This is a genomic window from Methylibium sp. Root1272 (genome assembly GCF_001425905.1).
Taxonomy (GTDB): domain Bacteria; phylum Pseudomonadota; class Gammaproteobacteria; order Burkholderiales; family Burkholderiaceae_C; genus Methylibium.
This window is the reverse complement of record NZ_LMDY01000002.1, coordinates 1-23,127: the sequence shown is the minus strand read 5'-3', so window position 1 is coordinate 23,127 and position 23,127 is coordinate 1. Positions and strand designations below refer to the sequence as shown.

At 65.8% G+C, this 23,127-nt stretch carries 37 protein-coding genes, 1 tRNA gene and 1 pseudogene; 6 read left to right on the top strand and 33 right to left on the bottom strand.

Annotated elements, in window-relative coordinates; translation table 11 throughout:
• Positions 1–88: 88 nt before the first annotated feature.
• The 6 genes from ASC67_RS03535 to ASC67_RS03510 all read left to right on the top strand — a co-directional run bounded on the left by ASC67_RS03535 (position 89) and on the right by ASC67_RS03510 (position 4,997).
• Positions 89–940 carry an HDOD domain-containing protein gene (locus ASC67_RS03535; protein ID WP_056315207.1) on the top strand — a complete coding sequence of 284 codons (852 nt, stop codon included), beginning with the start codon at positions 89–91 and terminating at the stop codon, positions 938–940.
• Positions 941–1,010: 70 nt separating this feature from the next.
• Positions 1,011–1,622, top strand: coding sequence for a methyltransferase domain-containing protein (locus ASC67_RS03530; RefSeq protein ID WP_056315205.1), 612 nt, complete (start codon positions 1,011–1,013; stop codon positions 1,620–1,622).
• A 95-nt stretch (positions 1,623–1,717) separates the two neighbouring features.
• On the top strand, positions 1,718–2,020 hold the full coding sequence (locus ASC67_RS03525) for a hypothetical protein (protein ID WP_231497657.1): 303 nt from the start codon (positions 1,718–1,720) through the stop codon (positions 2,018–2,020).
• A gap of 262 nt (positions 2,021–2,282) precedes the next feature.
• Entirely contained in the window at positions 2,283–3,287 is a 1,005-nt protein-coding gene (locus ASC67_RS03520) for an XdhC family protein (RefSeq protein ID WP_056315203.1), read from the top strand.
• 69 nt (positions 3,288–3,356) lie between these two features.
• Positions 3,357–4,139 carry an ABC transporter ATP-binding protein gene (locus ASC67_RS03515; protein WP_056315200.1) on the top strand — a complete coding sequence of 261 codons (783 nt, stop codon included), beginning with the start codon at positions 3,357–3,359 and terminating at the stop codon, positions 4,137–4,139.
• 9 nt (positions 4,140–4,148) lie between these two features.
• The gene (locus ASC67_RS03510; protein WP_056315198.1) at positions 4,149–4,997 is read left to right on the top strand and encodes an ABC transporter permease; all 849 of its coding nucleotides are present in this window, start codon (positions 4,149–4,151) and stop codon (positions 4,995–4,997) included.
• 91 nt (positions 4,998–5,088) lie between these two features.
• Here ASC67_RS03510 and ASC67_RS03505 read toward each other — a convergent pair.
• From ASC67_RS03505 to ASC67_RS20130, 33 genes and pseudogenes are all read right to left on the bottom strand, one after another.
• A tRNA-Met gene (locus ASC67_RS03505) sits at positions 5,089–5,165 on the bottom strand.
• A 44-nt stretch (positions 5,166–5,209) separates the two neighbouring features.
• Complete coding sequence (gene dsbD, locus ASC67_RS03500; RefSeq protein WP_082535801.1) at positions 5,210–7,069, bottom strand: protein-disulfide reductase DsbD; 1,860 nt, start codon at positions 7,067–7,069, stop codon at positions 5,210–5,212.
• 253 nt (positions 7,070–7,322) lie between these two features.
• A complete protein-coding gene (rplQ, locus tag ASC67_RS03495; protein ID WP_056315197.1) occupies positions 7,323–7,721 on the bottom strand; it encodes a 50S ribosomal protein L17 in 399 nt (132 codons plus the stop codon).
• Between the two features lie 143 nt (positions 7,722–7,864).
• Positions 7,865–8,866 (bottom strand): DNA-directed RNA polymerase subunit alpha, encoded by a 1,002-nt coding sequence (locus ASC67_RS03490; RefSeq protein ID WP_011830991.1) that lies wholly within the window; start codon positions 8,864–8,866, stop codon positions 7,865–7,867.
• Positions 8,867–9,026: 160 nt separating this feature from the next.
• Positions 9,027–9,650 carry a 30S ribosomal protein S4 gene (gene rpsD / locus ASC67_RS03485; RefSeq protein WP_056315195.1) on the bottom strand — a complete coding sequence of 208 codons (624 nt, stop codon included), beginning with the start codon at positions 9,648–9,650 and terminating at the stop codon, positions 9,027–9,029.
• Positions 9,651–9,875: 225 nt separating this feature from the next.
• On the bottom strand, positions 9,876–10,277 hold the full coding sequence (gene rpsK, locus ASC67_RS03480; protein WP_011830993.1) for a 30S ribosomal protein S11: 402 nt from the start codon (positions 10,275–10,277) through the stop codon (positions 9,876–9,878).
• Between the two features lie 57 nt (positions 10,278–10,334).
• Positions 10,335–10,700, bottom strand: a complete 366-nt coding sequence (gene rpsM / locus ASC67_RS03475; protein ID WP_011830994.1) for a 30S ribosomal protein S13 — start codon at positions 10,698–10,700, stop codon at positions 10,335–10,337.
• A 33-nt stretch (positions 10,701–10,733) separates the two neighbouring features.
• Positions 10,734–10,847, bottom strand: coding sequence for a 50S ribosomal protein L36 (gene rpmJ / locus ASC67_RS03470; RefSeq protein ID WP_011830995.1), 114 nt, complete (start codon positions 10,845–10,847; stop codon positions 10,734–10,736).
• Positions 10,848–10,893: 46 nt separating this feature from the next.
• Positions 10,894–11,112: a translation initiation factor IF-1 gene (infA, locus tag ASC67_RS03465; RefSeq protein WP_011830996.1), complete on the bottom strand. Its 219-nt coding sequence runs from the start codon at positions 11,110–11,112 to the stop codon at positions 10,894–10,896.
• Positions 11,113–11,135: 23 nt separating this feature from the next.
• A complete protein-coding gene (gene secY / locus ASC67_RS03460; RefSeq protein WP_056315193.1) occupies positions 11,136–12,446 on the bottom strand; it encodes a preprotein translocase subunit SecY in 1,311 nt (436 codons plus the stop codon).
• A gap of 33 nt (positions 12,447–12,479) precedes the next feature.
• The gene (rplO, locus tag ASC67_RS03455; RefSeq protein ID WP_056315191.1) at positions 12,480–12,911 is read right to left on the bottom strand and encodes a 50S ribosomal protein L15; all 432 of its coding nucleotides are present in this window, start codon (positions 12,909–12,911) and stop codon (positions 12,480–12,482) included.
• A 25-nt stretch (positions 12,912–12,936) separates the two neighbouring features.
• Positions 12,937–13,119 carry a 50S ribosomal protein L30 gene (rpmD, locus tag ASC67_RS03450; protein ID WP_011830999.1) on the bottom strand — a complete coding sequence of 61 codons (183 nt, stop codon included), beginning with the start codon at positions 13,117–13,119 and terminating at the stop codon, positions 12,937–12,939.
• Positions 13,120–13,136: 17 nt separating this feature from the next.
• Positions 13,137–13,655 carry a 30S ribosomal protein S5 gene (rpsE, locus tag ASC67_RS03445; protein WP_011831000.1) on the bottom strand — a complete coding sequence of 173 codons (519 nt, stop codon included), beginning with the start codon at positions 13,653–13,655 and terminating at the stop codon, positions 13,137–13,139.
• A 46-nt stretch (positions 13,656–13,701) separates the two neighbouring features.
• On the bottom strand, positions 13,702–14,067 hold the full coding sequence (rplR, locus tag ASC67_RS03440) for a 50S ribosomal protein L18 (protein WP_056315189.1): 366 nt from the start codon (positions 14,065–14,067) through the stop codon (positions 13,702–13,704).
• Positions 14,068–14,078: 11 nt separating this feature from the next.
• Entirely contained in the window at positions 14,079–14,612 is a 534-nt protein-coding gene (gene rplF, locus ASC67_RS03435; protein WP_056315187.1) for a 50S ribosomal protein L6, read from the bottom strand.
• A 17-nt stretch (positions 14,613–14,629) separates the two neighbouring features.
• Complete coding sequence (gene rpsH / locus ASC67_RS03430; protein ID WP_011831003.1) at positions 14,630–15,025, bottom strand: 30S ribosomal protein S8; 396 nt, start codon at positions 15,023–15,025, stop codon at positions 14,630–14,632.
• 30 nt (positions 15,026–15,055) lie between these two features.
• A complete protein-coding gene (rpsN, locus tag ASC67_RS03425) occupies positions 15,056–15,361 on the bottom strand; it encodes a 30S ribosomal protein S14 (RefSeq protein WP_011831004.1) in 306 nt (101 codons plus the stop codon).
• A gap of 8 nt (positions 15,362–15,369) precedes the next feature.
• Positions 15,370–15,924, bottom strand: a complete 555-nt coding sequence (rplE, locus tag ASC67_RS03420; RefSeq protein WP_056315185.1) for a 50S ribosomal protein L5 — start codon at positions 15,922–15,924, stop codon at positions 15,370–15,372.
• A 14-nt stretch (positions 15,925–15,938) separates the two neighbouring features.
• Positions 15,939–16,256 (bottom strand): 50S ribosomal protein L24, encoded by a 318-nt coding sequence (gene rplX / locus ASC67_RS03415; RefSeq protein WP_056315183.1) that lies wholly within the window; start codon positions 16,254–16,256, stop codon positions 15,939–15,941.
• Between the two features lie 20 nt (positions 16,257–16,276).
• The gene (rplN, locus tag ASC67_RS03410; protein ID WP_011831006.1) at positions 16,277–16,645 is read right to left on the bottom strand and encodes a 50S ribosomal protein L14; all 369 of its coding nucleotides are present in this window, start codon (positions 16,643–16,645) and stop codon (positions 16,277–16,279) included.
• A gap of 271 nt (positions 16,646–16,916) precedes the next feature.
• Positions 16,917–17,426 (bottom strand): peroxiredoxin, encoded by a 510-nt coding sequence (locus tag ASC67_RS03405; protein ID WP_056315181.1) that lies wholly within the window; start codon positions 17,424–17,426, stop codon positions 16,917–16,919.
• Positions 17,427–17,544: 118 nt separating this feature from the next.
• Positions 17,545–17,817 carry a 30S ribosomal protein S17 gene (gene rpsQ, locus ASC67_RS03400; RefSeq protein WP_056315179.1) on the bottom strand — a complete coding sequence of 91 codons (273 nt, stop codon included), beginning with the start codon at positions 17,815–17,817 and terminating at the stop codon, positions 17,545–17,547.
• Positions 17,814–18,014, bottom strand: a complete 201-nt coding sequence (gene rpmC / locus ASC67_RS03395) for a 50S ribosomal protein L29 (RefSeq protein ID WP_056315176.1) — start codon at positions 18,012–18,014, stop codon at positions 17,814–17,816. The genes rpsQ and rpmC overlap by 4 nt, the downstream gene beginning before the upstream one ends.
• A gap of 18 nt (positions 18,015–18,032) precedes the next feature.
• Positions 18,033–18,449, bottom strand: a complete 417-nt coding sequence (rplP, locus tag ASC67_RS03390) for a 50S ribosomal protein L16 (protein ID WP_056315175.1) — start codon at positions 18,447–18,449, stop codon at positions 18,033–18,035.
• Positions 18,450–18,451: 2 nt separating this feature from the next.
• Positions 18,452–19,363: a 30S ribosomal protein S3 gene (gene rpsC / locus ASC67_RS03385; protein WP_056315172.1), complete on the bottom strand. Its 912-nt coding sequence runs from the start codon at positions 19,361–19,363 to the stop codon at positions 18,452–18,454.
• 14 nt (positions 19,364–19,377) lie between these two features.
• Complete coding sequence (gene rplV / locus ASC67_RS03380; RefSeq protein WP_036235754.1) at positions 19,378–19,707, bottom strand: 50S ribosomal protein L22; 330 nt, start codon at positions 19,705–19,707, stop codon at positions 19,378–19,380.
• 10 nt (positions 19,708–19,717) lie between these two features.
• Entirely contained in the window at positions 19,718–19,993 is a 276-nt protein-coding gene (rpsS, locus tag ASC67_RS03375) for a 30S ribosomal protein S19 (RefSeq protein WP_011831013.1), read from the bottom strand.
• A 12-nt stretch (positions 19,994–20,005) separates the two neighbouring features.
• Positions 20,006–20,830, bottom strand: coding sequence for a 50S ribosomal protein L2 (gene rplB, locus ASC67_RS03370; RefSeq protein WP_056315170.1), 825 nt, complete (start codon positions 20,828–20,830; stop codon positions 20,006–20,008).
• Entirely contained in the window at positions 20,830–21,144 is a 315-nt protein-coding gene (rplW, locus tag ASC67_RS03365) for a 50S ribosomal protein L23 (RefSeq protein WP_011831015.1), read from the bottom strand. Before rplW ends, rplB begins: the two co-directional genes overlap by 1 nt.
• Entirely contained in the window at positions 21,141–21,761 is a 621-nt protein-coding gene (rplD, locus tag ASC67_RS03360) for a 50S ribosomal protein L4 (RefSeq protein ID WP_056315168.1), read from the bottom strand. The genes rplW and rplD overlap by 4 nt, the downstream gene beginning before the upstream one ends.
• Positions 21,761–22,441 (bottom strand): 50S ribosomal protein L3, encoded by a 681-nt coding sequence (gene rplC, locus ASC67_RS03355; protein ID WP_041929744.1) that lies wholly within the window; start codon positions 22,439–22,441, stop codon positions 21,761–21,763. The genes rplD and rplC overlap by 1 nt, the downstream gene beginning before the upstream one ends.
• 186 nt (positions 22,442–22,627) lie before the next feature.
• Complete coding sequence (rpsJ, locus tag ASC67_RS03350; RefSeq protein ID WP_011831018.1) at positions 22,628–22,939, bottom strand: 30S ribosomal protein S10; 312 nt, start codon at positions 22,937–22,939, stop codon at positions 22,628–22,630.
• Between the two features lie 91 nt (positions 22,940–23,030).
• A pseudogene (locus ASC67_RS20130) lies at positions 23,031–23,127 on the bottom strand (elongation factor Tu); the annotation flags it as partial.

Below are 23,127 nucleotides of genomic sequence, written 5' to 3'. Positions count from 1 at the left end.
AGAGCCCCAGCTGGCTTTCGCGGAACTCGGCGAACTTCAGGTTCTCGTCCTCAAGCCGATAACTGCGCATCGCTCCCATCCCTCCCCCATGCTCACCCACGCCCTGCCCGACCTGCCCGCCTGGACCCGCTGGTTCAGCGATGCGCCGATCCCGGTGCTGGCGGCCACGGCAGAGGAGCTGGAATTGCTGGAACGGGTGGAGGCGACCCGGGGCGATGTCGACGCGCACCAGCTCGCCGATCCGGTTCGGCAGGATCCCTTGATGACCCTGAAGCTGCTCGCGGCGGTCGCCCAGTTGCGCCGCAAACGGGGCGGCGGCGACAGCGGCGGGCCCGAGACGGTCACGGCCGCACTGGTGATGATGGGCATCGGTCCGTTCTTCCACACCTTCAGCGGCATGACCCAGGTCGAAGTGCACCTGGCCAGCCAGCCCGAGGCCCTGGCCGGCCTGCAGCGGGTGTTGCGGCGTGCGCACCGAGCTGCCAACTTCTCGCTCGGTTTCGCGGTCCACCGCATGGACGACGACGCCGAGGTGCTGCAACTGGCGGCGCAGTTGCACGACTTCGCGGAAATGCTGCTGTGGTGCCACGCTCCGGCGCTGGCCCTCGAGATCGCCAGCCGCCAGCGAGCCGATCCCACGCTGCGCTCCGACCACGCACAGCGCCAGCTGCTGAACATCGACCTGCTCGCGCTGCAGCAGGCCTTGATGCACACCTGGGCGCTGCCCGAGTTGCTGGTGCGCATCGCCGACGACAACAGCCAGGCCGCCCAACCCCAGGTGCAGAACGTGGTGCTGGCCATCCGCCTGGCCCGCCACACCGAGGATCCGGCGCGCGGCTGGGACAACCCGGCGGTGCCCGACGACTTGGCGGCGATCGCACGCCTGCTCAACCTGTCGCTGCCGGCGACCGAGACGCTGGTGCGCGCGATCGACGGCTGACCGAACCACCGCCCAGCTTTCGCCGAGACGGCTCGCCTCGACCACCGCGACAGGCCCTAGACTGCTCAGCATGAGCGGTCCCGATATCCCCTTCTGGCAGCAGCGCTTCGACACAGGGCAGCTGCCCTGGGATCGCGGGGCGCCGAGCCCACAGCTCCAGGTCTGGCTGGGCGACGGCAGCTTGATGCCCGGGCGCATCGCGGTGCCCGGCTGCGGCAGCGGCCACGAGGTCGTACCGCTGGCCCGCGGCGGTTTCTCGGTCACCGCCATCGACTACGCGCCTGGCGCCGTGCGTCTTACGCAGGCCCGCCTCGCCGCCGCCGGCCTGGTTGCCGAGGTCGTGCAGGCGGACGTGCTGGCCTGGGAGCCCGAGGCGCCGTTCGACGCGATCTACGAGCAGACCTGCCTGTGCGCCTTGCATCCCGACCACTGGGTGGCCTATGCGGCCCGGCTGCACGCGTGGTTGCGTCCGGGCGGCACGCTCGCCCTGCTGGCCATGCAGGCACCGCGCGAAGGGGCCGCCCAGGGACTGATCGAGGGTCCGCCTTACCACGTGGACGTGAACGCGCTGCGGGCCGTGCTGCCGGCCGATCGCTGGGCCTGGCCCCGCCCGCCCTACCGCCGTGTCCCGCACCCGGCCAATGGCTGGGCGGAGCTGGCCATCTTGCTGACTCGGCGCTGATCATCGTGCGGGGCCGGAGGCCCGGAAACCCGTTTTCGCTCGCTGCGGGTTGCCCCGCGCCGACAAAGTGGCCCAGAGCCTGAGACAATAGCGGTATGGCCTCACGCAAAGACACCACGACCCGCATCCAGCAGGACGGACTTCGCTACACCAGCAAGGCCCCGGGCTCGCCGTTCTCTCCGCGCCCTGGCGCGTTCTCGGGGGCGACGAACACCATGTCCTGCTTCTTCTGCGGCGCTCACCAGCCCCCCAACCGACGCACCATGCAGAAGGTGCTCGGGCGCAGCCAGCCGGTCTGCGAGCCGCTGTGCGAGAAGAATCCGCGCAGCAAGAAGCTCGCGGCAGCCGCCGCAGCGGCTGCGGCCGCGGAAACCAGCGAAACCAGCAGCGCGGACTGATCGTCCGCGGGTGCACGCCGCGGGCCGGTCCCCGCGTCGCGACGGGCGGGGTGAACCGAGCGCCCGCCCCTTCGCCGGACGCCCAAGTGTGGCGTCAGCGGACTGCCACCTCGCTCACGACATCCCCGCCTGACAAGCCCCGACATCGGCGCGGGTCTGCGCATGCGGCGATGATCATGCCTCGCTCCAACGGTGTGACGCTGCTCCCTTGCTCGCACCCTGGCCGCCCGACCCGCCAGATCCTCACCGGCCCGAGTTCACGATGGACAGTCTCGACCTGCAAGTGCTGACGGAGGCGCGCCGCTGGTTCGCCGACGGCCGGCGTGTCTGGCTGGTCACCGTGCTGGAGACCTGGGGATCGGCGCCCCGCCCGCCGGGCGCGCTGCTGGCCCTGCGCGACGACGGTCAGGTGGTCGGTTCGGTGTCGGGCGGCTGCGTCGAGGACGACCTGATCGACCGCGTGCGGCATGGCGAGCGCGTCGACACCCCTGCACTGGTGAACTACGGCGTGAGCAAGGAGGAGGCCGCTCGCTTCGGCCTGCCTTGCGGCGGCAACCTGCGCCTGCTGCAGGAGCCGCTGAGCTCAATCGCCTGGATCGATGAACTCCTGGCGCGCACCGCACGCCACGAGCTGGTGGCGCGCCGGCTCGACCTGCCCAGCGGCACCGTGACCCTGGAGCCGGCCTCGCGCGGCGAGGCCTTCAGCTTCGACGGCCGCACGCTGCGCGCGCTGTTCGGCCCCCGCTGGCGCCTGGTGATCATCGGTGCCGGCCAGCTGTCGCGCACCTTGGCACAGATGGCGCTGGCCCTGGACTTCGAGGTCGTCTGCTGCGATCCGCGCGAGGAATACCACCTGGGCTGGGATCTACAGGGCAGCCGCTTCAGCACCGCGATGCCGGATGATCTGGTCGTCGAGCTGCAGCTCGACCCGCACAGCGCGGTGGTGGCGCTGACGCACGATCCCAAGCTCGACGACCTGGCGCTGCTCGAGGCCCTGAAATCGCCCGCGTTCTACGTGGGTGCGCTGGGTTCACGGGGCAACACCGCGCGGCGCAAGGAGCGGCTCGCGCTGTTCGATCTGACACCCGAAGAGATCGACCGGCTGCACGGCCCGATCGGCCTGCACCTGGGTGCCAAGACGCCGGCCGAGATCGCGGTGTCCATCCTGGCGGAGGTGATCGCAGTTCGTCACGGGGTCGACCTGGCGCAGAAGAAGTCCGGATCGGCCGTCCCGTCGCCGCGCGCTGCCGAATCGCCGCAGGCGTGAGGGCCGAGGCCAAGCCCAGCGGCACGGGCTTGGCGACAATGGCCCGTGACTGTGCCGTGCCCAACCCGGATGAACACTGCTGAAGCTTCGCCGTTGCTGCTGAGCCTGCGCGAGGTCGGTCTGCGCTACCCCAACGGCGGCGTGGCACTCGACCGGCTGAGCTTTGAGCTGCGCGAAGGCGAGTTCCTCAGCGTGCTCGGCCCCTCGGGCTGCGGCAAGAGCACGGCACTGCGGCTGATCGCCGGCCTGGAGCGTCCGGGGGCCGGCACCGTGGTCTGGGCCGGCGGCAGCATGCCAGAGCTCGGCTTCGTGTTCCAGGAACCGACGCTGATGCCTTGGGCAAGCGTGGCCGACAACGTGTTCCTGCCGCTGCGTCTGCAAGGCCGAACACGGGCCTCGGCCGCCGCCACGATCACCGCTGCGCTGGAGCGGGTCGGCCTGACGGATGCAGCACTGGCCTACCCTCACGAGTTGTCGGGTGGCATGAAGATGCGTGCATCGATCGCGCGAGCCCTGGTGCTTCGGCCGCGATTGCTGCTGATGGACGAGCCCTTCGGCGCCCTCGACGAACTGACGCGCCAGAAGCTCAACGACGACCTGCTCTCGATCCAGGCCGAGCAGGGCTTCGCCGTGGTGTTCGTGACGCACAGCGTCTACGAATCGGTCTACCTGGCAGACCGCGTGCTGTTGATGGGCCGCTCTCCGGGTCGCATCCACGAAGAAGTCCGCATCGATCCACGCGGACCGCGCGGCGAGGCCTTCCGCGCTGCGGCGCACTATGGCGATCAATGCGTCGCCGTCTCGCGAGCCTTGCGCCGTGCCGTCGACGGCGTTGCCGCTCGAACGGCCTGATCTCCGACGATGGCCTCGGTTTCCGCTCGACACCGCGCCGATTCGGCCCCACGGCCCGCGGCATGGGTAGAGCGCGCCTTGCGCGTGATCGTGCCGGCGGCGCTGATCGTCGCGCTGTTGGTGGCGTGGGAACTGATCGTGCGGATTCAGCAGGTGCCCCACTACATCCTGCCGGCGCCGTCCTTGATCGTTCGAACGCTGGTCGAGCACTGGGGATCGCTCGGGCCGTCGCTCTGGTTCACCGTCAAGCTGACGTTGCTGGCGCTGAGCGCCGCCGTGCTGGGCGGCGTGTTGCTGGCGGTGGCGTTCGCGCTGTCGCGCTGGATCGAGGTGGCGTTGTTCCCGATCGCGGTCGTTCTGCAGGTGACGCCGATCATCGCCATTGCGCCGCTGATCCTGATCTATGTCGAGAACACGACGCTGGCGTTGCTGTTGTGCGCGTGGATCGTCGCCTTCTTTCCGATCCTGGCGAACACCACCGTCGGCCTGAAGAGCGCCGATGCGCGCTTGCGCGACCTGTTCACGCTGTACAGCGCGACACGCTGGCAAAGACTGCGCTTCCTGCTCGTGCCGAGCGCGTTGCCCTATTTCATGGCCGGCCTGAAGGTCGCCGGCGGCCTGAGCCTCATCGGCGCCGTGGTGGCCGAGTTCACCGCCGGCACGGCCGGCCGCGAGACCGGCCTGGCCTCGCGCATTCTCGAGGCGAGTTTTCGCACCGAGACGCCCTTGATGTTTGCCGCGCTGCTGCTGGTATCGCTGCTGGGCGTGGCGATCTTCCTGGTGTTCTCGGGCCTGTCGAAGTGGCTGCTCGGCCGCTGGCACGAGAGCGAGATGCCGAGACATGATCGGATGCGATGAGCAGGTCGACGGAGCATTTGCCAGTGCGCTGCACAAAGCAAAATGCCCACCGACTGGTGGGCATTTCGATAGGCTCGCGCCTCGTGATTTTTGGTTGCGGGGGCTGGATTTGAACCAACGACCTTTGGGTTATGAGCCCAACGAGCTACCAGACTGCTCCACCCCGCGACTGAGACAAAAATTATAGCACGCGCGGGCTGCTTTGCGTCAGTTCACAGGCCCGCCGACTGCAGGCTCTGCTGAAAGCGCTCTGCGTTCTGGAAGCCGATGACACGCGTGTCGAGCTCGCGACCCCCGGCGTCGAAGAACACGATGCCGGGCGGGCCGAAGAGCTGGAAACGCTTGAGCAGCGCCCGGTCCGCGTCGCTGTTGCGCGTCACGTCGGCCTGCAGCAGCAAGGCCTTGTCGAGCCGCGCCTGCACCGCCGGATCGGTGAACGTGAAGCGCTCCATTTCCTTGCAGCTCACGCACCAGTCGGCGTAGAAGTCGAGCATCACAGGTCGGCCGGCACCGCGTACTGCAGCATCGAGTTCCTCGATCGAGGCGACGCGCCGGAAGCTCATACCCGTGTGCGGCGCGGCGAGACCGTCGACCGACGCAGCCCCGGCAGCGGACGGGCCGCCAGCGACGACGAACGGCTGCAGTGGCCTGAGCGCGTCCTGTGCGCCCGCCGCGGCGCCAACGATCTGCGTGGCGCCCGCCACGGCCAGAGCAAGACCGATCCCCTTGACCAACCGACGGTCCGCGCCTGCAATCTCCGGCAGGCGGTCGAAGGCATGCAGGAACACCGCGGCACCGATCAGCAGCACGCCCCAGCCAGCGACCACGAGCGCCCCAGGAATGACCGGGCTGAGCATCCACCAGGCAACGGCCAGCAGCAACAGACCGAAGAAGCGCTTGACGCTCTCCATCCACGCGCCTGCGCGCGGCAGCAAGGCCCCGGCCGAAGCGCCGAGCAGCAGCAGCGGCACGCTCATGCCGGCCGCTAGCGAGAACAGAGCGCTGCCTCCCAGCACCACGTCTCGCGTCTGGCTGATGTACAGCAAGGCGCCGGCCAGCGGCGCGGCAACACAGGGGCTGACGATCAGAGCCGATACCCCGCCCATCGCGAACACGCCCGCCAGCCGCCCGCCCTGCAGACGGCCCGACGACGCAGCGAGACGGTCGCGCAGAACGGCCGGCAACTGCAACTCGTAGGCGCCGAACATCGACAAGGCCAACAGCGCCAGCAACAGAGCAAACGTACCGAGCACCCAGGCGTTCTGCAAGGCCGCCGCCAGGCCCTCGCCGGCCAGCCCGGCAGCGACGCCGAGCGCGGTGTAGACCAAGGCCATGCCGAGCGAGTACGTGCCGGCCAGCAGCAGGCCACGCGAGCGCGCCACGGACTGCCCACCCTGTCCGACGATGAGAGACGACAGGATCGGCAGCATCGGCAGCACGCACGGCGTGAACGACAGCAGGAGCCCCGCCACGAAGAATGCGACGACCACCAGCCAGAAACGGCCGCTGCGCAACGCGCTGTCGATGCCGGCGTCACCGCTGCGGCTCGACGGCGAAATGGCCAACGATGAACGTGACGCGGCAAGGGCGCCGTCCACCCCGCCACCGCCCCCTTGCACCCGAACGCTGCCGTCGCCGCCGAAGCCCGCCAACTGCACGTCCGCAGCGCTTTGCATCGGCGGATAACAAAGCCCCTGGTCAGCGCAACCCTGGCTGGTGACGATGAGACGGAAGGACGCCGGCGCGGTGTCGACCGGCAGGCGGATCGCCACGCGACCGCGATACGTCTCGACATCCTTCTGGAAGGTCTCGTCGAACTTGACCTTGCCCGGCGGAATCTCCGGCGCGCCGAGCGCCACCGCCTCACCTTCGGCAACGAACTTGAAGGGGTCGCGGTACAGGTAATAGCCGTCCGCGACGGTAAACCCGATCTCGACCGTCTTGTCGTCGAGCACACGCATGTCAAACCGAAACGCCTGCTCCGGTGGCAGGAAGTCCTCGGCTGCCGGCGCAAGCACGGGAAACAGCGAGGCCATCCACAGCAGCAGGGCACGCAGGAACAGAGAGGGCATCACGGGCAGGCGGTCATGTCGAAGATCGAGATGATCGGTGCGCAAGCACCGACCCTTGCAGCGTAGCGTGCCATGGCCGCCGACGCCGTACCGGAACGTCAGACTGTGCGTCATTCCTGACGGTTCCAAGTCGATCGCATCGGGCCCGCCACCAGAGGCACAAAAGACAAAGGCCAGCACGAGGGCTGGCCTTTTGCAGAACCGCGGGGCGGGAGCCGGGCAGGTCCACCTGCCCGCACCCCCGGCGCACGCTTTACTCGGCCTTGTCGGCCGTGGCTGCTTCCGCCGCGGGCTCCGGACGGTCGACGAGTTCGACGAAGGCCATCGGTGCGTTGTCGCCGACGCGGAAGCCCATCTTCAGGATGCGGGTGTAGCCGCCCGGGCGCGCCTTGTAGCGCGGACCGAGGTCGTTGAACAGCTTGGCAACGACATCGCGGTCGCGCGTGCGGTCGAAGGCCAGGCGGCGGTTGGCCAGCGTCGGCTCCTTGGCCAGCGTGATCAACGGCTCGACGACGCGGCGCAGTTCCTTGGCCTTGGGCACGGTGGTCTTGATGGCTTCGCTCTGGATCAGCGAGTTGGCCATGTTGCGCAGCATCGCGAGACGGTGCTCGGAGGTGCGATTGAGTTTGCGAAGTCCGTGACGGTGACGCATGGTGAAGTCCTTTCGACTTGCTTTCTGACTTGCTAATGACCGCCAGCCGGATCAGGTACTGGTGGTTGCGTGATCGAGCGCGCCAGGCGCGTTCGTCATCCGATGACGGCCTTCATCAGGCCGGGTTTTCTGCTCGCCCAGCGTTACCGCTTGTCGAGACCTTGCGGCGGCCAGTTCTCCAGCCGTCCGCCGAGCGTCAGCCCGCGCGAGGCCAGCACTTCCTTGATCTCGTTGAGCGACTTGCGGCCCAGGTTCGGTGTCTTCAGCAGCTCGGTCTCGGTACGCTGGATGAGGTCGCCGATGTAATAGATGTTCTCGGCCTTCAGGCAATTGGCCGAACGTACGGTGAGCTCGAGCTCGTCGACCGGACGCAGCAGGATCGGGTCGAACTGCGTGCTGCGCTGCGCAGGCTGGGCGTCGAAGATGTCGTTGATCTGGCCTTCGAGCTGCGCGAACACGGCGAGCTGCTCGACCAGGATCTTGGCCGAAGCGCGGATCGCCTCTTCCGGCGTGATCGCGCCGTTGGTCTCGATCTCCATGACCAGCTTGTCGAGGTCGGTACGCTGCTCGACACGCGCGCTCTCGACCGTGTAGCTGACGCGGCGCACCGGCGAGAACGACGCATCGAGAACGATGCGACCGATCGACTTGGTCGGTTCGTCGCCGAAGCGGCGCATCGTGCCCGGCACGTAGCCGCGGCCCTTCTCGACCTTGATCTGCATGTCGAGCTTGCCGCCTTGCGACAGGTGCGTGATCACGTGGTCCGGATTGATGATCTCCACGTCGTGCGGCGTCTGGATGTCGCCGGCCTTGACAGGGCCTTCACCTTCCTTGCGCAGCACCAGCGTCACTTCATCGCGGTTGTGCAGGCGGAACACCACACCCTTGAGGTTCAGCATGACGTGAACCACGTCTTCCTGGACGCCATCGATGGCCGAGTACTCGTGCAGGACGCCGGCGATCGTGACCTCGGTCGGCGCATAGCCCACCATCGACGACAGCAGCACGCGGCGGAGGGCATTGCCCAGCGTGTGGCCATAGCCGCGCTCGAAGGGTTCGAGCGTGACCTTGGCGCGGTGGGCGCCCTTGGCGGCGCTCAGCGGCTCGACGTTGATGGCTTTGGGCTTCAGCAGATTGGTTTGCATCAGGTCTTCCTGTCATTACCCTCGGCTCGTTACACCGATAAGGCTGATGGAGCACCGGGAACGACGCGCCTGGCGGCGACGTTGAACCCGGACCGGGAAAGCGCTTGCGCGCCGGGCGGTGCAGGCCGAAGGCCGGGCACCGCTGCAGCGCGCTGGAAATTCAACGCGAATAGAGTTCGACGATCAGGGATTCGTTGATGTCCGAACCGAACTCGTCGCGGTCGGGCGACTTCTTGAACACGCCCTCGAGCTTGGCCGCATCGACCTGCACCCAGGCGGGCAGACCCATCGACTCTGCGAGCTTGAGCGACTCGGTCACGCGCAGTTGCTTCTTGGCCTTCTCGCGCACGGCGACGACGTCACCCGTCTTGACCAGGTAGGAAGCGATGTTCACGACCTCACCATTCACGGTGATGCCCTTGTGCGACACGAGTTGGCGGGCCTCGGCACGGGTCGAACCGAAACCCATGCGGTAGACCACGTTGTCCAGGCGCGATTCGAGCAGCAGCAGCAGGTTCGCGCCGGTGTTGCCCTTGCGGCGCTCGGCCTCGGCGAAGTAGCGACGGAACTGGCGCTCGAGCACGCCGTACATGCGCTTGACCTTCTGCTTCTCGCGCAGTTGGAGACCGAAGTCGGAGGTGCGCGAGCCGGAGGTGCGGCCGTGCTGGCCGGGCTTGGTTTCGAACTTCGACTTGTCCCCGATCGGGCGGCGGGCGCTCTTCAGGAACAGGTCGGTGCCTTCACGGCGGGACAGTTTGGCCTTGGGGCCGAGATAACGTGCCACGTTGCTTCCTTGGTTCTCTGACGTGGGGAGCGGCTGGGAGCCGCGCCTCACGCAAGTCTGGCCGGGGGTTCGAGCGCTCTAGGGTCGCTCTTCGTTGTCAACCAGACGGTGGGCTTAGCGAAGCCTTGCGGCTTCAACGAAAACCGCCGGCGCGCACTGGAGTGCCCACCGGCGAATCGGGTAACTGCGTATTGTAGCCCGGTCACCCGGGTCACACACGCATGCTCAGATGCGACGACGCTTCTGCGGACGACAGCCGTTGTGCGGAACCGGCGTCACGTCGGAAATCGACACGATGCGGATGCCGAGCGCAGCCAGGGCGCGCACCGACGATTCGCGACCCGGGCCGGGACCCTTGATCTCGACCTCGAGGTTCTTGATGCCCTGGTCCTGGGCGGCACGGCCAGCGACTTCCGCAGCCACCTGGGCAGCGAACGGCGTCGACTTGCGCGAACCCTTGAAGCCCTGGCCACCGCTCGACGCCCACGCCAGCGCGTTGCCCTGGCGATCGGTGATCGTGATGATGGTGTTGTTGAACGACGCGTGAACGTGCGCAACGCCGTCCGACACATTCTTGCGGACCTTCTTGCGCACGCGCTGTGCGGCGGTATTAGGTGCTTTGGCCATGCTTGACTCTCTTCAATCTGAGCGGTTCGTCGGACGGGGGCGTCGCGGCGGGTTTGCTTACTTCTTCAGCGCGGCGGCCGACTTGCGCGGGCCCTTGCGGGTGCGGGCATTCGTGCGCGTGCGCTGACCGCGCATCGGCAGGCCGCGGCGGTGACGGAAGCCGCGATAGCAGCCCAGGTCCATCAGACGCTTGATGTTGATCGTGGTCTCGCGACGCAGATCGCCCTCGATCGTCATGCGGCCGACTTCCTCGCGGATCTTCTCGAGGTCGCCGTCCGTCAGATCCTTGATCTTCTTGTCACGGGCAATGCCGCAGCTGTCGCAGATCTTCTGCGCGGTCGTGCGACCGATGCCATAGATCGCGGTCAAGCCGATCTCGGCGTGCTTCTGCGGGGGAATGTTGATACCAGCAATACGTGCCATGTTCGTCCTCTAACTAGTCGCGTCGCCGAGCGATCAGCCCTGGCGCTGCTTGTGGCGCGGGTCGGTGCAAATCACGCGCACCACACCCTTGCGACGGATGACCTTGCAATTGCGGCACATCTTCTTGACGGATGCAGCTACCTTCATGACCTTCTCCTTGACCTCTTGCGCTCTTCCGGGTGTTGCTCTGTTCTCACTTCGCCCGGAAGACGATGCGAGCACGACTCAAATCGTAGGGCGTCAGTTCCACGGTCACCTTGTCACCGGGCAGGATGCGGATGTAATGCATGCGCATCTTGCCGGAGATGTGACCGAGCACAACGTGCCCATTCTCCAGCTTCACACGGAAGGTCGCGTTGGGCAAGTTCTCGAGGATCTCGCCCTGCATCTGGATGACGTCATCTTTCGACATGTGTTCTCGTCAACCGTTCCTGTTCAGCTGGCCTTGAAATTGGCCTTCTTCAGCAGCGACTCGTACTGCTGAGACATCACATAAGACTGCACCTGGGCCCAGAAGTCCATCGTCACGACGACGATGATCAGCAACGAGGTGCCACCGAAATAGAACGGCACGTTGTACTTGAGCACCAGGAACTCGGGCAGCAGGCACACGGCGGTGATGTACACCGCGCCGCCGAGCGTCAGACGCCCGAGGATGCGATCGATGTGCTTTGCGGTCTGCTCACCCGGACGGATGCCCGGGATGAAGGCGCCGCTCTTCTTCAGGTTGTCGGCCGTCTCGCGGCTGTTGAAGACGAGCGCCGTATAGAAGAAGCAGAAGAACACGATCGCCGCGGCATAGAGCATCACGTAGATCGGCTGGCCCGGCGACAACAGCGCGGCCAGATCCTTCAGCCAGCGCAGGCCGTCGCCGGTCGCGAACCAACCCACCACGGTGGCCGGCAGCAGGATGATCGACGACGCGAAGATCGGCGGGATCACGCCCGACATGTTGATCTTCAGCGGCAGGTGCGACGACTGCCCGCCGTAGACGCGATTGCCTACCTGGCGCTTCGCGTAGTTCACCAGAATCTTGCGCTGGCCTCTCTCGACGAACACGACGAGATAGGTCACGGCGATCACGATCGCGATGATGAACAGCGCTGCCACGATGCTCATCGCGCCGGTGCGCACCAGTTCGAACAGTCCGCCGATCGCGCTCGGCAAGCCGGCGGCGATACCCGCGAAGATGATGATCGAGATGCCGTTGCCCAGGCCGCGTTCGGTGATCTGCTCGCCGAGCCACATCAGGAACATCGTGCCGGCGACCAGGCTCACCACCGCGGTCAACCGGAAACCCATGCCCGGGGAGATGACCAGCCCCGCCGAACTTTCGAGCGCGACCGCGATGCCCAGCGACTGGAAGATCGCCAGACCCAGCGTGCCGTAGCGCGTGTACTGCGTGATCTTGCGACGCCCGGCTTCGCCTTCCTTCTTCAGCGCCTCCAGGGTCGGCACCACGTAGGTCATCAGCTGCATGATGATCGACGCCGAGATGTACGGCATGATCCCTAGGGCGAAGACCGTGAAGCGCGATAGCGCACCCCCCGAGAACATGTTGAACAGGCTCAGGATGCCGCCCTGCTGGCCCTTGAACAACTGCTGCAGTTCGTTCGGGTCGATGCCCGGGACCGGAATGTGCGCACCGATGCGGTAGACGACGAGCGCCAGCAGCAAGAAGACGAGCCGGCGACGCAGGTCGCCGAACTTGCCGCTCTTGGCCAGTTGATTCGCGTTGGTTGCCACGCAGGAATCCTAGAGTCGTCCGGACACGCGGGCTCAGGCCACCGAGCCGCCGGCAGCTTCGATCGCCGCCTTCGCACCCGCCGTCGCGCCGACGCCCTTGAGCACGACCTTCTTGCTCAGTTCGCCCGACTTGATGACCTTGACCACCTTGGCGCGCTCGCCCACCAGGCCAGCCTGCTTGAGCGTGGGGACGTCGACCTCGTCAGCCGCCAGCACTTGCAGGTCGGCCAGCGTGATCTCGGCGTTGTACTTCAGCGTCAGCGACTTGAAGCCACGCTTGGGGAGGCGACGTTGCAGCGGCATCTGACCGCCTTCGAAGCCCACCTTGTGGTAGCCACCGGCACGCGACTTCTGACCTTTGTGGCCACGGCCCGCGGTCTTGCCCAGGCCGGAGCCGATACCACGGCCGACACGGCGCTTGGCATGCTTGGCGCCCGAGGCGGGCTTGATCGTGTTGAGTTCCATCGTCTTCTCCAGGTCCGTCCGCGCCTTACAGCACTTGAACCAGGTAGCTCACCTTGTTGATCATCCCGCGCACCGCGGGCGTGTCTTCGAGCACGCGCTCGCTGCCGATCTGGCGCAGGCCGAGACCGCGCACCGTGGCGCGATGCGATTCCTTGGTGCCGATCGGGCTGCGCACCAGCTTCACCTTGACCGTCTTCTTGTCCGTCATGTCGTTCCCCTGCCGGCTCAGTTGAAGATCTCTTCGACCGACTTGCCGCGCTTCGATGCGACCTCCGACGGCGTCGTCGAACGACGCAGCGCATTGAAGGTCGCGCGCACCATGTTGTAAGGGTTGGACGACCCTAGGCTCTTGGCCACGATGTCAGTCACGCCCATCACTTCGAACACCGCGCGCATCGGACCGCCGGCGATGATGCCGGTCCCCGGCGCCGCCGGCGCCAGCAGCACCTTGGCCGCACCGTGCTCGCCGGTCACGTTGTGGTGCACGGTGCCGTTCTTCAGGCTGACCTTCACCATGTCGCGGCGCGCCGCGTCCATCGCCTTGGTCACCGCGACCGGAACTTCCTTGGCCTTGCCCTTGCCCATGCCGACACGGCCATCGCCGTCGCCGACCACGGTCAATGCCGCGAAGCTCATGGTGCGACCGCCCTTGACCACCTTGGTCACGCGGTTCACCTGGATCATCTTTTCCTTCAGACCGTCGTCACGACCGTCGTCAGCGATCCGGGGTTGAAACTTTGCCATGTCAGATTCCTTCGATGTGCAGTGCAGTCAGGGTGCGCAAACGCACTCAGAACTGCAGGCCGGCTTCGCGCGCCGCTTCGGCCAGGGCCTTCACGCGACCGTGATAGGCGAAGCCACCACGGTCGAACGCGACCGACTCGATGCCTGCCGCCTTGGCGCGCTCGGCAATGCGCTTGCCGATCAGGGCCGCGGCTTCGGTGTTGCCACCCTTGCCTGCGGCGCCGAGCTGGGCGCGCACTTCCTTCTCGGCGGTCGAGGCGCTGGCCAGGACCTTCGAGCCGTCGTCGGAAATGACGCTGGCGTAGATGTGCAGGTTGGAGCGGAACACCGTCAGGCGCGCCACCTTCTGCAAGGCGATGCGCACACGGGTCTGCTTGGAGCGACGCAGGCGCTGATCTTTGCGGTTCAACATCGAGCTGCTCCTTACTTCTTCTTGGTCTCTTTGAGCGAGACCTTCTCTTCGGCATACCGGATGCCCTTGCCCTTGTACGGCTCGGGCGGACGGATGGCACGCACTTCAGCCGCGATCTGACCGACCACCTGGCGATCCGATCCCTTGATCAAGATCTCGGTCTGTGTCGGGCATTCGACCTTGATGCCGGCCGGCATATCCTTCACCACCGGATGGGAGAAACCCACCTGCAGGTTCAGCTTGGCGCCTTGCGCCTGGGCCCGGAAGCCCACGCCCACCAGCGTCAACTTGCGTTCGAAGCCCTTGCTGACGCCGTTGACCATGTTGGCCACCAGCGCGCGCATCGTGCCGCTCATTGCATTCGCGGCCGCCGACTCGTCGGCCGGCGCGAAGCTCAGCTTGCCGTCTTCGTTCTTGACCGAGACCAGTCGGTTCACCGGACGCACCAGCGTACCGAGCGAGCCCTTGACGCTGATCTGTTCAGCATTGATCGCCACGTCCACACCCTTGGGGACGGCGATCGGCATCTTTCCAACGCGAGACATTCTTCAGTTCCTTCGCGTCAGGCGACGTAGCACAGGACCTCGCCGCCGATACCGGCAGCGCGGGCCTTGCGGTCCGTCATGACGCCCTTGGGCGTCGTCACGATCGCCACGCCCAGGCCGTTCATGACCTGGGGAATCTCGTGACGCCCCTTGTAGACGCGCAGGCCGGGACGGCTCACGCGCTCGATGCGCTCGATCACCGGGCGACCGGCGTAGTACTTCAGGCCGATCTCGAGTTGCGGCTTCTCGGCCTCGCCCTTGACGGCGTAGGCATCGATGTAGCCCTCGTCCTTCAGGACCTGGGCGATCGCCACCTTCAGCTTCGACGACGGCATCACCACGACAGCCTTCTCCACCATCTGCGCGTTGCGGATGCGGGTCAGCATGTCGGCGATGGGATCACTCATGCTCATGGGTTTTCTCCTGTACGTTCGCGTGCCGGCTTACCAGCTGGCCTTGACGACGCCGGGGATGTCCCCCTTGAACGCCAGTTCACGGATCTTGTTGCGCGCCAGACCGAAGGTGCGGAAGGTGCCGCGGGGGCGGCCGGTCAGTTCGCAGCGGTTGCGCAGGCGCGACGGGTAGGCGTTGCGCGGCAGCTTCTGCAGCGCCAGGCGCGCGGTATAGCGCTCTTCGTCGGACTTGCCCGCGTCGTTGATGATGGCCTTCAGCTCCGCGTACTTCTTCGCGAACTTGGCGACCAGCTGCTCACGCTTGAGCTCACGCTGCTTGATCGAAAGTTTTGCCACAGGCCACCTCAGTTCTTGAACGGGAACTTGAATGCGGCGAGCAGCGCCTTGCATTCGTCGTCGGTCTTCGCGGTCGTCGTGAAGCTGATGTTCATCCCACGCAGCGCGTCGATCTTGTCGTACTCGATCTCGGGGAAGATGATCTGCTCTTTGACGCCGATGTTGTAATTGCCGCGACCATCGAACGAGCGACCCGAGATGCCGCGGAAGTCGCGCACGCGGGGCAGCGAGATCGTCACGAAGCGATCGAGGAACTCGTACATGCGCACGCCACGCAGCGTGACCATGCAGCCGATGGGCACGCCGTCACGGATCTTGAAGCCGGCGATCGCCTTCTTCGACTTCGTGACCACGGGCTTCTGGCCGGCGATCTTGGTCAGATCGCCGACGGCGTGATCCATGACCTTCTTGTCCGACACGGCCTCGCTCACACCCATGTTGAGTGTGATCTTGGTCAGGCGCGGGACCTGCATCACCGACTTGTAGCCGAACTTGGCCACCAGATCGGCGACGACCTTGTCGCGGTAGTGCTGCTGAAGACGAGCTGTCTGTTGTTGAGCCATTGCTTACCTCGGCCTCAAGCCTTGATCTCGTCGCCACTGGACTTGAAGACGCGCACTTTCTTGCCGTCAGCCAGGAGCTTGATACCCACGCGATCGGCCTTGCCGCTCGCCGGGTTGTAGATCGCCACGTTGGACTGGTGGATCGGCATGGTCTTGTCGACGATGCCGCCGGTCGAACCCTTCAGCGGATTCGGCTTCACGTGCTTCTTCACGATGTTGACGCCATCAACCAGCAGGTGGTCGGTGTCGACACGCGACGCGACGGCGCCGCGCTTGCCCTTGTCGCGCCCGGTCAGCACGATGACCTGGTCGCCCTTGCGAATCTTGTTCATGGTGTGTTCCTCGCAGTCGCTCAGAGGACCTCGGGGGCCAGCGACACGATCTTCATGAAGCGCTCGGTCCGCAGTTCGCGGGTCACCGGGCCGAAGATGCGGGTGCCGATCGGCTCGAGCTTGGCATTCAGCAGCACGGCGGCATTGCCGTCGAACTTGACCAGCGAACCGTCCTGACGGCGCACGCCCTTGGCCGTGCGCACGACCACGGCGCTGTAGACCTCGCCCTTCTTGACACGACCACGCGGCGCAGCCTCCTTGATGGAGACCTTGATGACGTCGCCGATGCCGGCATAGCGACGCTTGGAGCCGCCGAGCACCTTGATGCACATGACGCTTTTCGCGCCCGTGTTGTCCGCGACATCGAGCCGCGATTGCATTTGAATCATTGTCTGTCCCCAACTTGTCTCGCGCCCGACCCACCATGGGCCGCTTGTGAGCAGTCTTGGGCCCGTCATCGGGCGCCTGCGTTGCCGCGAGGCACCCTCTGCTTAGGGCGAGACCGAGGCCGTCTTGGGCGATTCGGGTCAGCGACCCGGCGAAGCCTTTTCAGGCCCCGCAATCCCAAGCCGACGATCGGCGAAGCTTAGTAGTATCTGCGAACGCGAACCACGTGTCAAGCGCTGAAGACTGGCCGTCGGCGGTTCGCGCTGCGCTCGCTCACAAGGCCTTGGCCTGAGCCAGGAGCGTCTCCGCATTGCTGACCTCGAACTTGCCCGGCGCCTCGACATTCAGCGTCTTGACGGTGCCGTCGACCACCAGCATGGAGTAGCGCTGCGAGCGCAGCCCCATGCCGCGGGCGTTGAGGTCCAGCGTCAAGCCAGTCGCCTGCGCGAACGCCGCGCTGCCGTCCGCCATCATGCGGACCTTGCTACCGGTCTTCTGCTCGCGCCCCCAGGCTCCCATGACGAAGGCATCGTTGACCGACAGGCACCATATCTCGTCGACGCCCGCCGCCTTGAACGCCTCGGCATGCTCGACGAAGCCGGGCACGTGCTGGGCGGAACAGGTGGGCGTGAACGCGCCCGGCAAGGCGAACACGGCAATCTTCTTCCCAGCGGTCAACTTGCCGACCTCGAAACTGTTCGGGCCGAGCGAGCAGCCGTCGCCTTCGACCTCGATGAACTCCTGCAGCGTGCCCTCAGGCAGCTTGTCGCCGACTTTCAGCATCGTGTGTCTCCTGGTGATGGACGGAAAAGCGCCGAAAAAAAACGACCGGTCGCCAGCATGCCAGCGTACCGGTCGCCTTCGTCACAGGCTGATCAAAGCCCTCGACGGCGAGTCAAGCTCAGACCACGCGAGCCTTCTCGACCAGCCGGGTCACGACCCACGCCTTGGTCTTGGAGATCGGGCGGCCTTCCGAGATCTCGACGACGTCGCCGAGCTTGTATTCGTTCTTTTCGTCGTGCGCGTGGTACTTGCGCGAGCGGGCCACGATCTTGCCGTAGAGCTCGTGCTTGACGCGACGCTCGACCAGCACGGTGATCGTCTTCGAACGCTGGTCACTGACCACGCGACCGACCAGGGTGCGCGTGTTCTTGACGGTCTCTTGAGTCGTCATTGCGCGGCTCCCTTCTTCTTCTCGGCCAGGATGGTCTTGGCGCGAGCGATGTCACGACGGGTCAGGCGCAGCGTGGCGGTATTGCCCAGCTGCTGCGTGCCCTTTTGCATGCGCAGGCCGAAGTGGGCCTTGAGCAGGTCCTTGACCTCCTGCTCGAGGGCCGCCACGTCCTTGGCGCGAAGTTCAGATGCTTTCATGTCGATTACTCCGAAGCGTCAAGCGCCGATCTGACGCGCGACGAAGGTACAGCGCAGCGGCAACTTGGCAGCGGCCAGCGTGAACGCTTCGCGTGCGAGTTCTTCGGGGACGCCGTTGATCTCGTAGAGCACCTTGCCGGGCTGGATCTCGGCCACGTAGTACTCGGGGTTGCCCTTGCCGTTGCCCATGCGGACTTCAGCCGGCTTCTGCGAGATGGGCTTGTCGGGGAAGATGCGGATCCAGATGCGGCCGCCGCGCTTCACGTGACGAGAGATCGCGCGACGCGCGGCCTCGATCTGGCGCGCCGTCAGGCGGCCACGCTCGGTGGCCTTCAGGCCGAAGTCGCCGAACGACACGTTCGCACCGCGGGTGGCGATGCCCGTGTTGCGGCCCTTCTGTTCCTTGCGGAACTTGCGACGAGAGGGTTGCAGCATGTTTATTCTCCTTTGGCGTCGCCAGGGGCAGCGCCCGGGGCGACGGCCTTGCGCACGCGCTTCACGGCGGCCTTCGGGCCGTCTGCAGCAGCGGGCGCAGCACCTTCGGCCGGCTTGTCCGTCGCGGTAGTAGCACCGGCGTCGGCACGCGGACCGCGCGGGCCCGGGCGCGCACCGTCGCGCGACGGCGGACGGCGGTCACCCGCCGGACGGTCGCTGCGCGGACCACGGCGATTGCGGCGGTCGTCCTCGCGTTCGTCGGTCTTGATGACCGGCGCCTCGCCATTGGCGAGACGGTCACCACGGTAGACCCAGACCTTCACGCCGATGATGCCGTAGGTGGTCTTGGCTTCCGAGAAGCCGTAGTCGATGTCGGCGCGCAGCGTGTGCAGCGGCACGCGGCCTTCGCGGTACCACTCGGTGCGAGCGATCTCGATGCCGTTCAGTCGACCGGCCGACATGATCTTGATACCCTGGGCCCCCAGGCGCATGGCGTTCTGCATCGCGCGCTTCATCGCACGGCGGAACATGATGCGCTTCTCGAGCTGCTGGGTGATCGAGTCGGCGATCAGCTGTGCATCGATCTCGGGCTTGCGCACCTCTTCGATGTTCACGGCCACCGGCACGCCCAGGCGGCGCGTCAGTTCGGCCTTCAGGTTCTCGATGTCCTCGCCCTTCTTGCCGATCACCACGCCCGGACGGGCCGAGTAGATGGTGATGCGGGCGTTCTTGGCGGGGCGCTCGATCAGGATACGCGAGACGGCCGCGCTCTTGAGCTTGGCCTTCAGGTACTCGCGGACCTTCAGGTCTTCGGCCAGCATCGTCGCGAAGTTGCGATTCGACGCGTACCAGCGCGAGGACCAGTTGCGGGTGACGGGCAGGCGGAAGCCGACCGGATGAATCTTCTGTCCCATGGTCTTCTCTGCCTTTAGTTGCCGACGGTGACGAAGATGTGGCAGGTCGGCTTGCTGATGCGGTTGCCGCGGCCCTTGGCGCGCGCGGAGAAACGCTTCAGCGTCGCACCCTGCTCGACGTGGATCGTCTTGACCTTCAACTCGTCGATGTCGGCACCGTCGTTGTGCTCGGCATTGGCGATCGCCGATTCCAGCGCCTTCTTGATGATGACGGCGGCCTTCTTCTGCGTGAATTCCAGGATGTTGAGTGCCTGGTCCACCTTTTTGCCGCGGACCAGGTCAGCCACCAGCCGACCCTTGTCGACCGACAGGCGCACGCCGCGAACGATTGCTCGGGTTTCCATCGTCATCCCCTTACTTCTTCGCCTTCTTGTCCGCCGGGTGACCCTTGAACGTGCGGGTCAGGGCGAACTCGCCGAGCTTGTGGCCGACCATCTGGTCGGTCACGTACACGGGGACGTGCTGCTTGCCGTTGTGCACGGCGATCGTCAGTCCGATGAAATCGGGCAGGATCGTCGAGCGGCGCGACCAGGTCTTGATCGGCTTCTTGTCCTTGATCGCCACGGCCTTCTCGACCTTGGCCACCAGGTGGTGGTCCACGAACGGACCCTTTTTCAGTGAGCGTGCCATCGAGCGTGCCCCTTACTTCTTGCGACGCGAGACGATGAACGTCTGCGTACGCTTGTTGCTGCGAGTGCGGTAGCCCTTGGTCATCGTGTTCCAAGGCGACACCGGCACCTGGCCCTCGCCGGTGCGGCCTTCGCCGCCGCCGTGCGGGTGGTCCACCGGGTTCATGGCCACGCCACGAACGGTCGGGCGGATGCCCTTCCAGCGGATCGCACCGGCCTTGCCGTACTGACGCAGGTTGTGTTCTTCGTTGCTCACCTCGCCGATCGTGGCACGGCACTCGATGTGAATGCGGCGCACCTCACCCGAGCGCAGGCGGACCTGAGCGTAGGTGCTTTCGCGCGCCAGCAGCGTCACCGACGTACCGGCCGAGCGCGCGATTTGCGCACCCTTGCCGGCCAGCAACTCGACGCAATGCATCGTCGAGCCCACCGGGATGTTGCGGATCGGCAGCGTGTTGCCGGCCTTGATCGGCGCTTCCGAGCCGCTCAGGATGGTGGCGCCGACTTCCAGACCGCGCGGGGCGATGATGTAGCGACGCTCGCCATCGGCATAGCACACCAGCGCGATGTGGGCGGTGCGGTTCGGGTCGTACTCGATACGTTCGACCTTCGCCGGGATGCCGTCCTTGTCGCGCTTGAAATCGACCACACGGTAGTGGTGCTTGTGGCCACCGCCCTTGTGACGGATCGTGATGTGGCCGTTGTTGTTGCGGCCCGCATTCTGGATCTGCGGCTCGAGCAGCGACGCTTCGGGCTTGCCCTTGTGCAGGTGCGAATGCACCACCTTCACCACGGCACGGCGGCCGGGGGACGTGGGTTTGACTTTGACGACGGCCATTACGCGGCCTCCCCGGAGAAGTTGAGCTCCTGACCCGCCTTCAGGCAGACATAGGCCTTGCGAACGTTGTCGCGGCGGCCCACGCCCTTGCCGAAGCGCTTGGTCTTGCCCTTGGTGTTCACGACCGACACCTTGTCGACCTCGACCTTGAACAGCAGCTCCACGGCCGCCTTGATCTCGGGCTTGGTCGCGTCCTGCAGCACCTTGAACAGCACCTGGTTGTGCGACTCGGCGACCGCCGTGGCCTTCTCGGACACGATCGGCGCGACCAGCACCTTCATCAGGCGGCCTTCATCGAACTTGAGAGCGCTCATGCCAGCATCTCCTTGAGCTTCTCGATCGCGCCCTTCGTCACCAGGACCTTCTTGTAGAAGACCAGCGACAGCGGATCGGCGTAACGCGGCTCGATCACCAGCACGTTGGCGAGGTTGCGCGACGCGAGGAACAGGTTCTCGTCCACCTCGTCAGCGATCACCAGTACCGACTCCAGGCCCATGGCCTTGAACTTGGCGGCCAGTGCCTTGGTCTTGGGCGACTCGACCTTGATCGAGTCCACCACGGCCAGGCGGCCTTCGCGGGCGAGCTGCGAGAAGATGGCGGCCATGCCGGCGCGGTACATCTTCTTGTTGACCTTGTGGCTGAAGTTCTCTTCCGGGCTGTTCGGGAAGATCCGACCGCCTCCGCGCCACAGCGGCGACGAGGTCATGCCAGCACGAGCCCGGCCGGTGCCCTTCTGGCGCCACGGCTTCTTGGTCGAGTGCTTGACCGTCTGACGGTCCTTCTGGGCGCGCGTCCCTTGGCGAGCATTCGCCTGGTAGGCCACCACCACCTGGTGCACCAGCGCTTCGTTGTAGTCGCGGCCGAACACGGTGTCCGGCGCGTCCACCTTCGAGGCGGCCTGGCCTTGTTCGTTCAGGAGCTCGAGTTCCATCAGTTCGCTCCCTTCTTGGCCTTGACCTTGACGGCCGGGCGCACGGTCACGAAACCGTTCTTCGCGCCAGGAACCGCGCCGCGCACCAGCAGCAGCTGGCGGGCTTCATCGACACGCACGATGTCGAGGTTCTGGGTGGTCTTGGTTACGTCGCCGCGGTGGCCGGACATCTTCTTGCCCGGGAACACGCGCCCCGGGTCCTGCGCCATCGAGATCGAACCCGGCACGTTGTGCGAACGGCTGTTGCCGTGCGACGCGCGCTGCGAGCCGAAGTTGTGACGCTTGATGGTGCCGGTGAAGCCCTTGCCGATCGACGTGCCCTGCACGTCGACCTTCTGGCCGGCGGCAAACAGGCCGACCGGCAGCGTGCCGCCCGGCTTGTACTCGGCCGCCACCTCGGCGCTGACCGCGAACTCCCGCAGGATCTCGCCGGCCTCGACACCCGCCTTGGCGAGGTGCCCGGCTTCGGGCTTGGTGACGCGCGACGCCTTGCGTGCGCCGAACGTCACCTGGATGGCGCTGTAGCCGTCGGTTTCGACGGTCTTGACCTGGGTGACGCGATTGTTGGACACGTCGAGCACCGTCACGGGCACGGCATCGCCGTCGTCCGTGAAGATGCGCATCATGCCCACCTTGCGGCCCAGCAAGCCGAGGCGATCGCCCGGATTGGCTGTAGTCATGGTTCTTCTCCAATGTCCGACATCGATTGGCCGGACTGACTTCACTGAGGTGACCGAAAGCATTGCCCCGGGTCACCACGATGTTTTGCCCGCGACACCAGAGTGCCGAGGGCAGAAAAGCCTGCGATTGTAGCAGCAGCAGCCGAAGCCGCAACCACCCGGGCCCGCAGCGGGCCCGATCAGGACTTACTGCAGCTTGATCTCGACGTCCACGCCAGCCGGCAGGTCGAGCTTCATCAGCGCGTCGACGGTCTTGTCGGTGGGGTCGACGATGTCCATCAGGCGCTGGTGGGTGCGGATCTCGAACTGGTCGCGAGAGCTCTTGTTGACGTGCGGCGAACGCAGGATGTCGAAACGCTGCATGCGCGTCGGCAGGGGCACCGGGCCCTTGACGATGGCGCCGGTGCGCTTAGCGGTATCGACGATCTCGAGGGCCGACTGGTCGATCAGCTTGTAATCGAATGCCTTCAGGCGGATGCGGATCTTTTGCTTTTGCATGACGGTTCCTTCAAAGAGCGGTGCGGCGGGCAGCGCCCGCAGCGGGGTGGTGAAAGGCGGGGCGGGACACGTGCCCGCCCGCCGTCATGCATTACTCGATGATCTTGGCGACGACGCCTGCGCCGACGGTGCGGCCGCCCTCACGGATGGCGAAGCGCAGGCCTTCTTCCATCGCGATCGGGTTGATC

Coding starts and splice junctions, on each gene's coding strand:
- ASC67_RS03525 (WP_231497657.1), top strand. CDS start 1,718: ATGGCCTCACGCAAAGACACCACGACCCGCATCCAGCAGGACGGACTT.
- rplW (WP_011831015.1), bottom strand. CDS start 21,144: ATGAGCGCTCTCAAGTTCGATGAAGGCCGCCTGATGAAGGTGCTGGTC.
- ASC67_RS03490 (WP_011830991.1), bottom strand. CDS start 8,866: ATGCAAACCAATCTGCTGAAGCCCAAAGCCATCAACGTCGAGCCGCTG.
- rplC (WP_041929744.1), bottom strand. CDS start 22,441: ATGACTACAGCCAATCCGGGCGATCGCCTCGGCTTGCTGGGCCGCAAG.
- rplR (WP_056315189.1), bottom strand. CDS start 14,067: ATGTTGAACCGCAAAGATCAGCGCCTGCGTCGCTCCAAGCAGACCCGT.
- ASC67_RS03535 (WP_056315207.1), top strand. CDS start 89: ATGCTCACCCACGCCCTGCCCGACCTGCCCGCCTGGACCCGCTGGTTC.
- rpsC (WP_056315172.1), bottom strand. CDS start 19,363: ATGGGACAGAAGATTCATCCGGTCGGCTTCCGCCTGCCCGTCACCCGC.
- ASC67_RS03520 (WP_056315203.1), top strand. CDS start 2,283: ATGGACAGTCTCGACCTGCAAGTGCTGACGGAGGCGCGCCGCTGGTTC.
- rplV (WP_036235754.1), bottom strand. CDS start 19,707: ATGGAAACCCGAGCAATCGTTCGCGGCGTGCGCCTGTCGGTCGACAAG.
- rpsS (WP_011831013.1), bottom strand. CDS start 19,993: ATGGCACGCTCACTGAAAAAGGGTCCGTTCGTGGACCACCACCTGGTG.
- ASC67_RS03530 (WP_056315205.1), top strand. CDS start 1,011: ATGAGCGGTCCCGATATCCCCTTCTGGCAGCAGCGCTTCGACACAGGG.
- rpmD (WP_011830999.1), bottom strand. CDS start 13,119: ATGACGGACAAGAAGACGGTCAAGGTGAAGCTGGTGCGCAGCCCGATC.
- rpsJ (WP_011831018.1), bottom strand. CDS start 22,939: ATGCAAAAGCAAAAGATCCGCATCCGCCTGAAGGCATTCGATTACAAG.
- ASC67_RS03405 (WP_056315181.1), bottom strand. CDS start 17,426: ATGCTGAAAGTCGGCGACAAGCTGCCTGAGGGCACGCTGCAGGAGTTC.
- rpmC (WP_056315176.1), bottom strand. CDS start 18,014: ATGAAAGCATCTGAACTTCGCGCCAAGGACGTGGCGGCCCTCGAGCAG.
- rplX (WP_056315183.1), bottom strand. CDS start 16,256: ATGAACAAGATTCGCAAGGGCGACCAGGTCATCGTGCTGACCGGGCGC.
- rpsK (WP_011830993.1), bottom strand. CDS start 10,277: ATGGCCAAAGCACCTAATACCGCCGCACAGCGCGTGCGCAAGAAGGTC.
- rpsQ (WP_056315179.1), bottom strand. CDS start 17,817: ATGACGACTCAAGAGACCGTCAAGAACACGCGCACCCTGGTCGGTCGC.
- rpsM (WP_011830994.1), bottom strand. CDS start 10,700: ATGGCACGTATTGCTGGTATCAACATTCCCCCGCAGAAGCACGCCGAG.
- rpsE (WP_011831000.1), bottom strand. CDS start 13,655: ATGGCAAAGTTTCAACCCCGGATCGCTGACGACGGTCGTGACGACGGT.
- dsbD (WP_082535801.1), bottom strand. CDS start 7,069: ATGCCCTCTCTGTTCCTGCGTGCCCTGCTGCTGTGGATGGCCTCGCTG.
- rplB (WP_056315170.1), bottom strand. CDS start 20,830: ATGGCCGTCGTCAAAGTCAAACCCACGTCCCCCGGCCGCCGTGCCGTG.
- rplN (WP_011831006.1), bottom strand. CDS start 16,645: ATGATTCAAATGCAATCGCGGCTCGATGTCGCGGACAACACGGGCGCG.
- rplP (WP_056315175.1), bottom strand. CDS start 18,449: ATGCTGCAACCCTCTCGTCGCAAGTTCCGCAAGGAACAGAAGGGCCGC.
- rplD (WP_056315168.1), bottom strand. CDS start 21,761: ATGGAACTCGAGCTCCTGAACGAACAAGGCCAGGCCGCCTCGAAGGTG.
- rpmJ (WP_011830995.1), bottom strand. CDS start 10,847: ATGAAGGTAGCTGCATCCGTCAAGAAGATGTGCCGCAATTGCAAGGTC.
- rplQ (WP_056315197.1), bottom strand. CDS start 7,721: ATGCGTCACCGTCACGGACTTCGCAAACTCAATCGCACCTCCGAGCAC.
- infA (WP_011830996.1), bottom strand. CDS start 11,112: ATGTCGAAAGATGACGTCATCCAGATGCAGGGCGAGATCCTCGAGAAC.
- ASC67_RS03515 (WP_056315200.1), top strand. CDS start 3,357: ATGAACACTGCTGAAGCTTCGCCGTTGCTGCTGAGCCTGCGCGAGGTC.
- rplO (WP_056315191.1), bottom strand. CDS start 12,911: ATGGAACTCAACACGATCAAGCCCGCCTCGGGCGCCAAGCATGCCAAG.
- rpsH (WP_011831003.1), bottom strand. CDS start 15,025: ATGAGCATGAGTGATCCCATCGCCGACATGCTGACCCGCATCCGCAAC.
- ASC67_RS03510 (WP_056315198.1), top strand. CDS start 4,149: ATGGCCTCGGTTTCCGCTCGACACCGCGCCGATTCGGCCCCACGGCCC.
- rplF (WP_056315187.1), bottom strand. CDS start 14,612: ATGTCTCGCGTTGGAAAGATGCCGATCGCCGTCCCCAAGGGTGTGGAC.
- rplE (WP_056315185.1), bottom strand. CDS start 15,924: ATGGCTCAACAACAGACAGCTCGTCTTCAGCAGCACTACCGCGACAAG.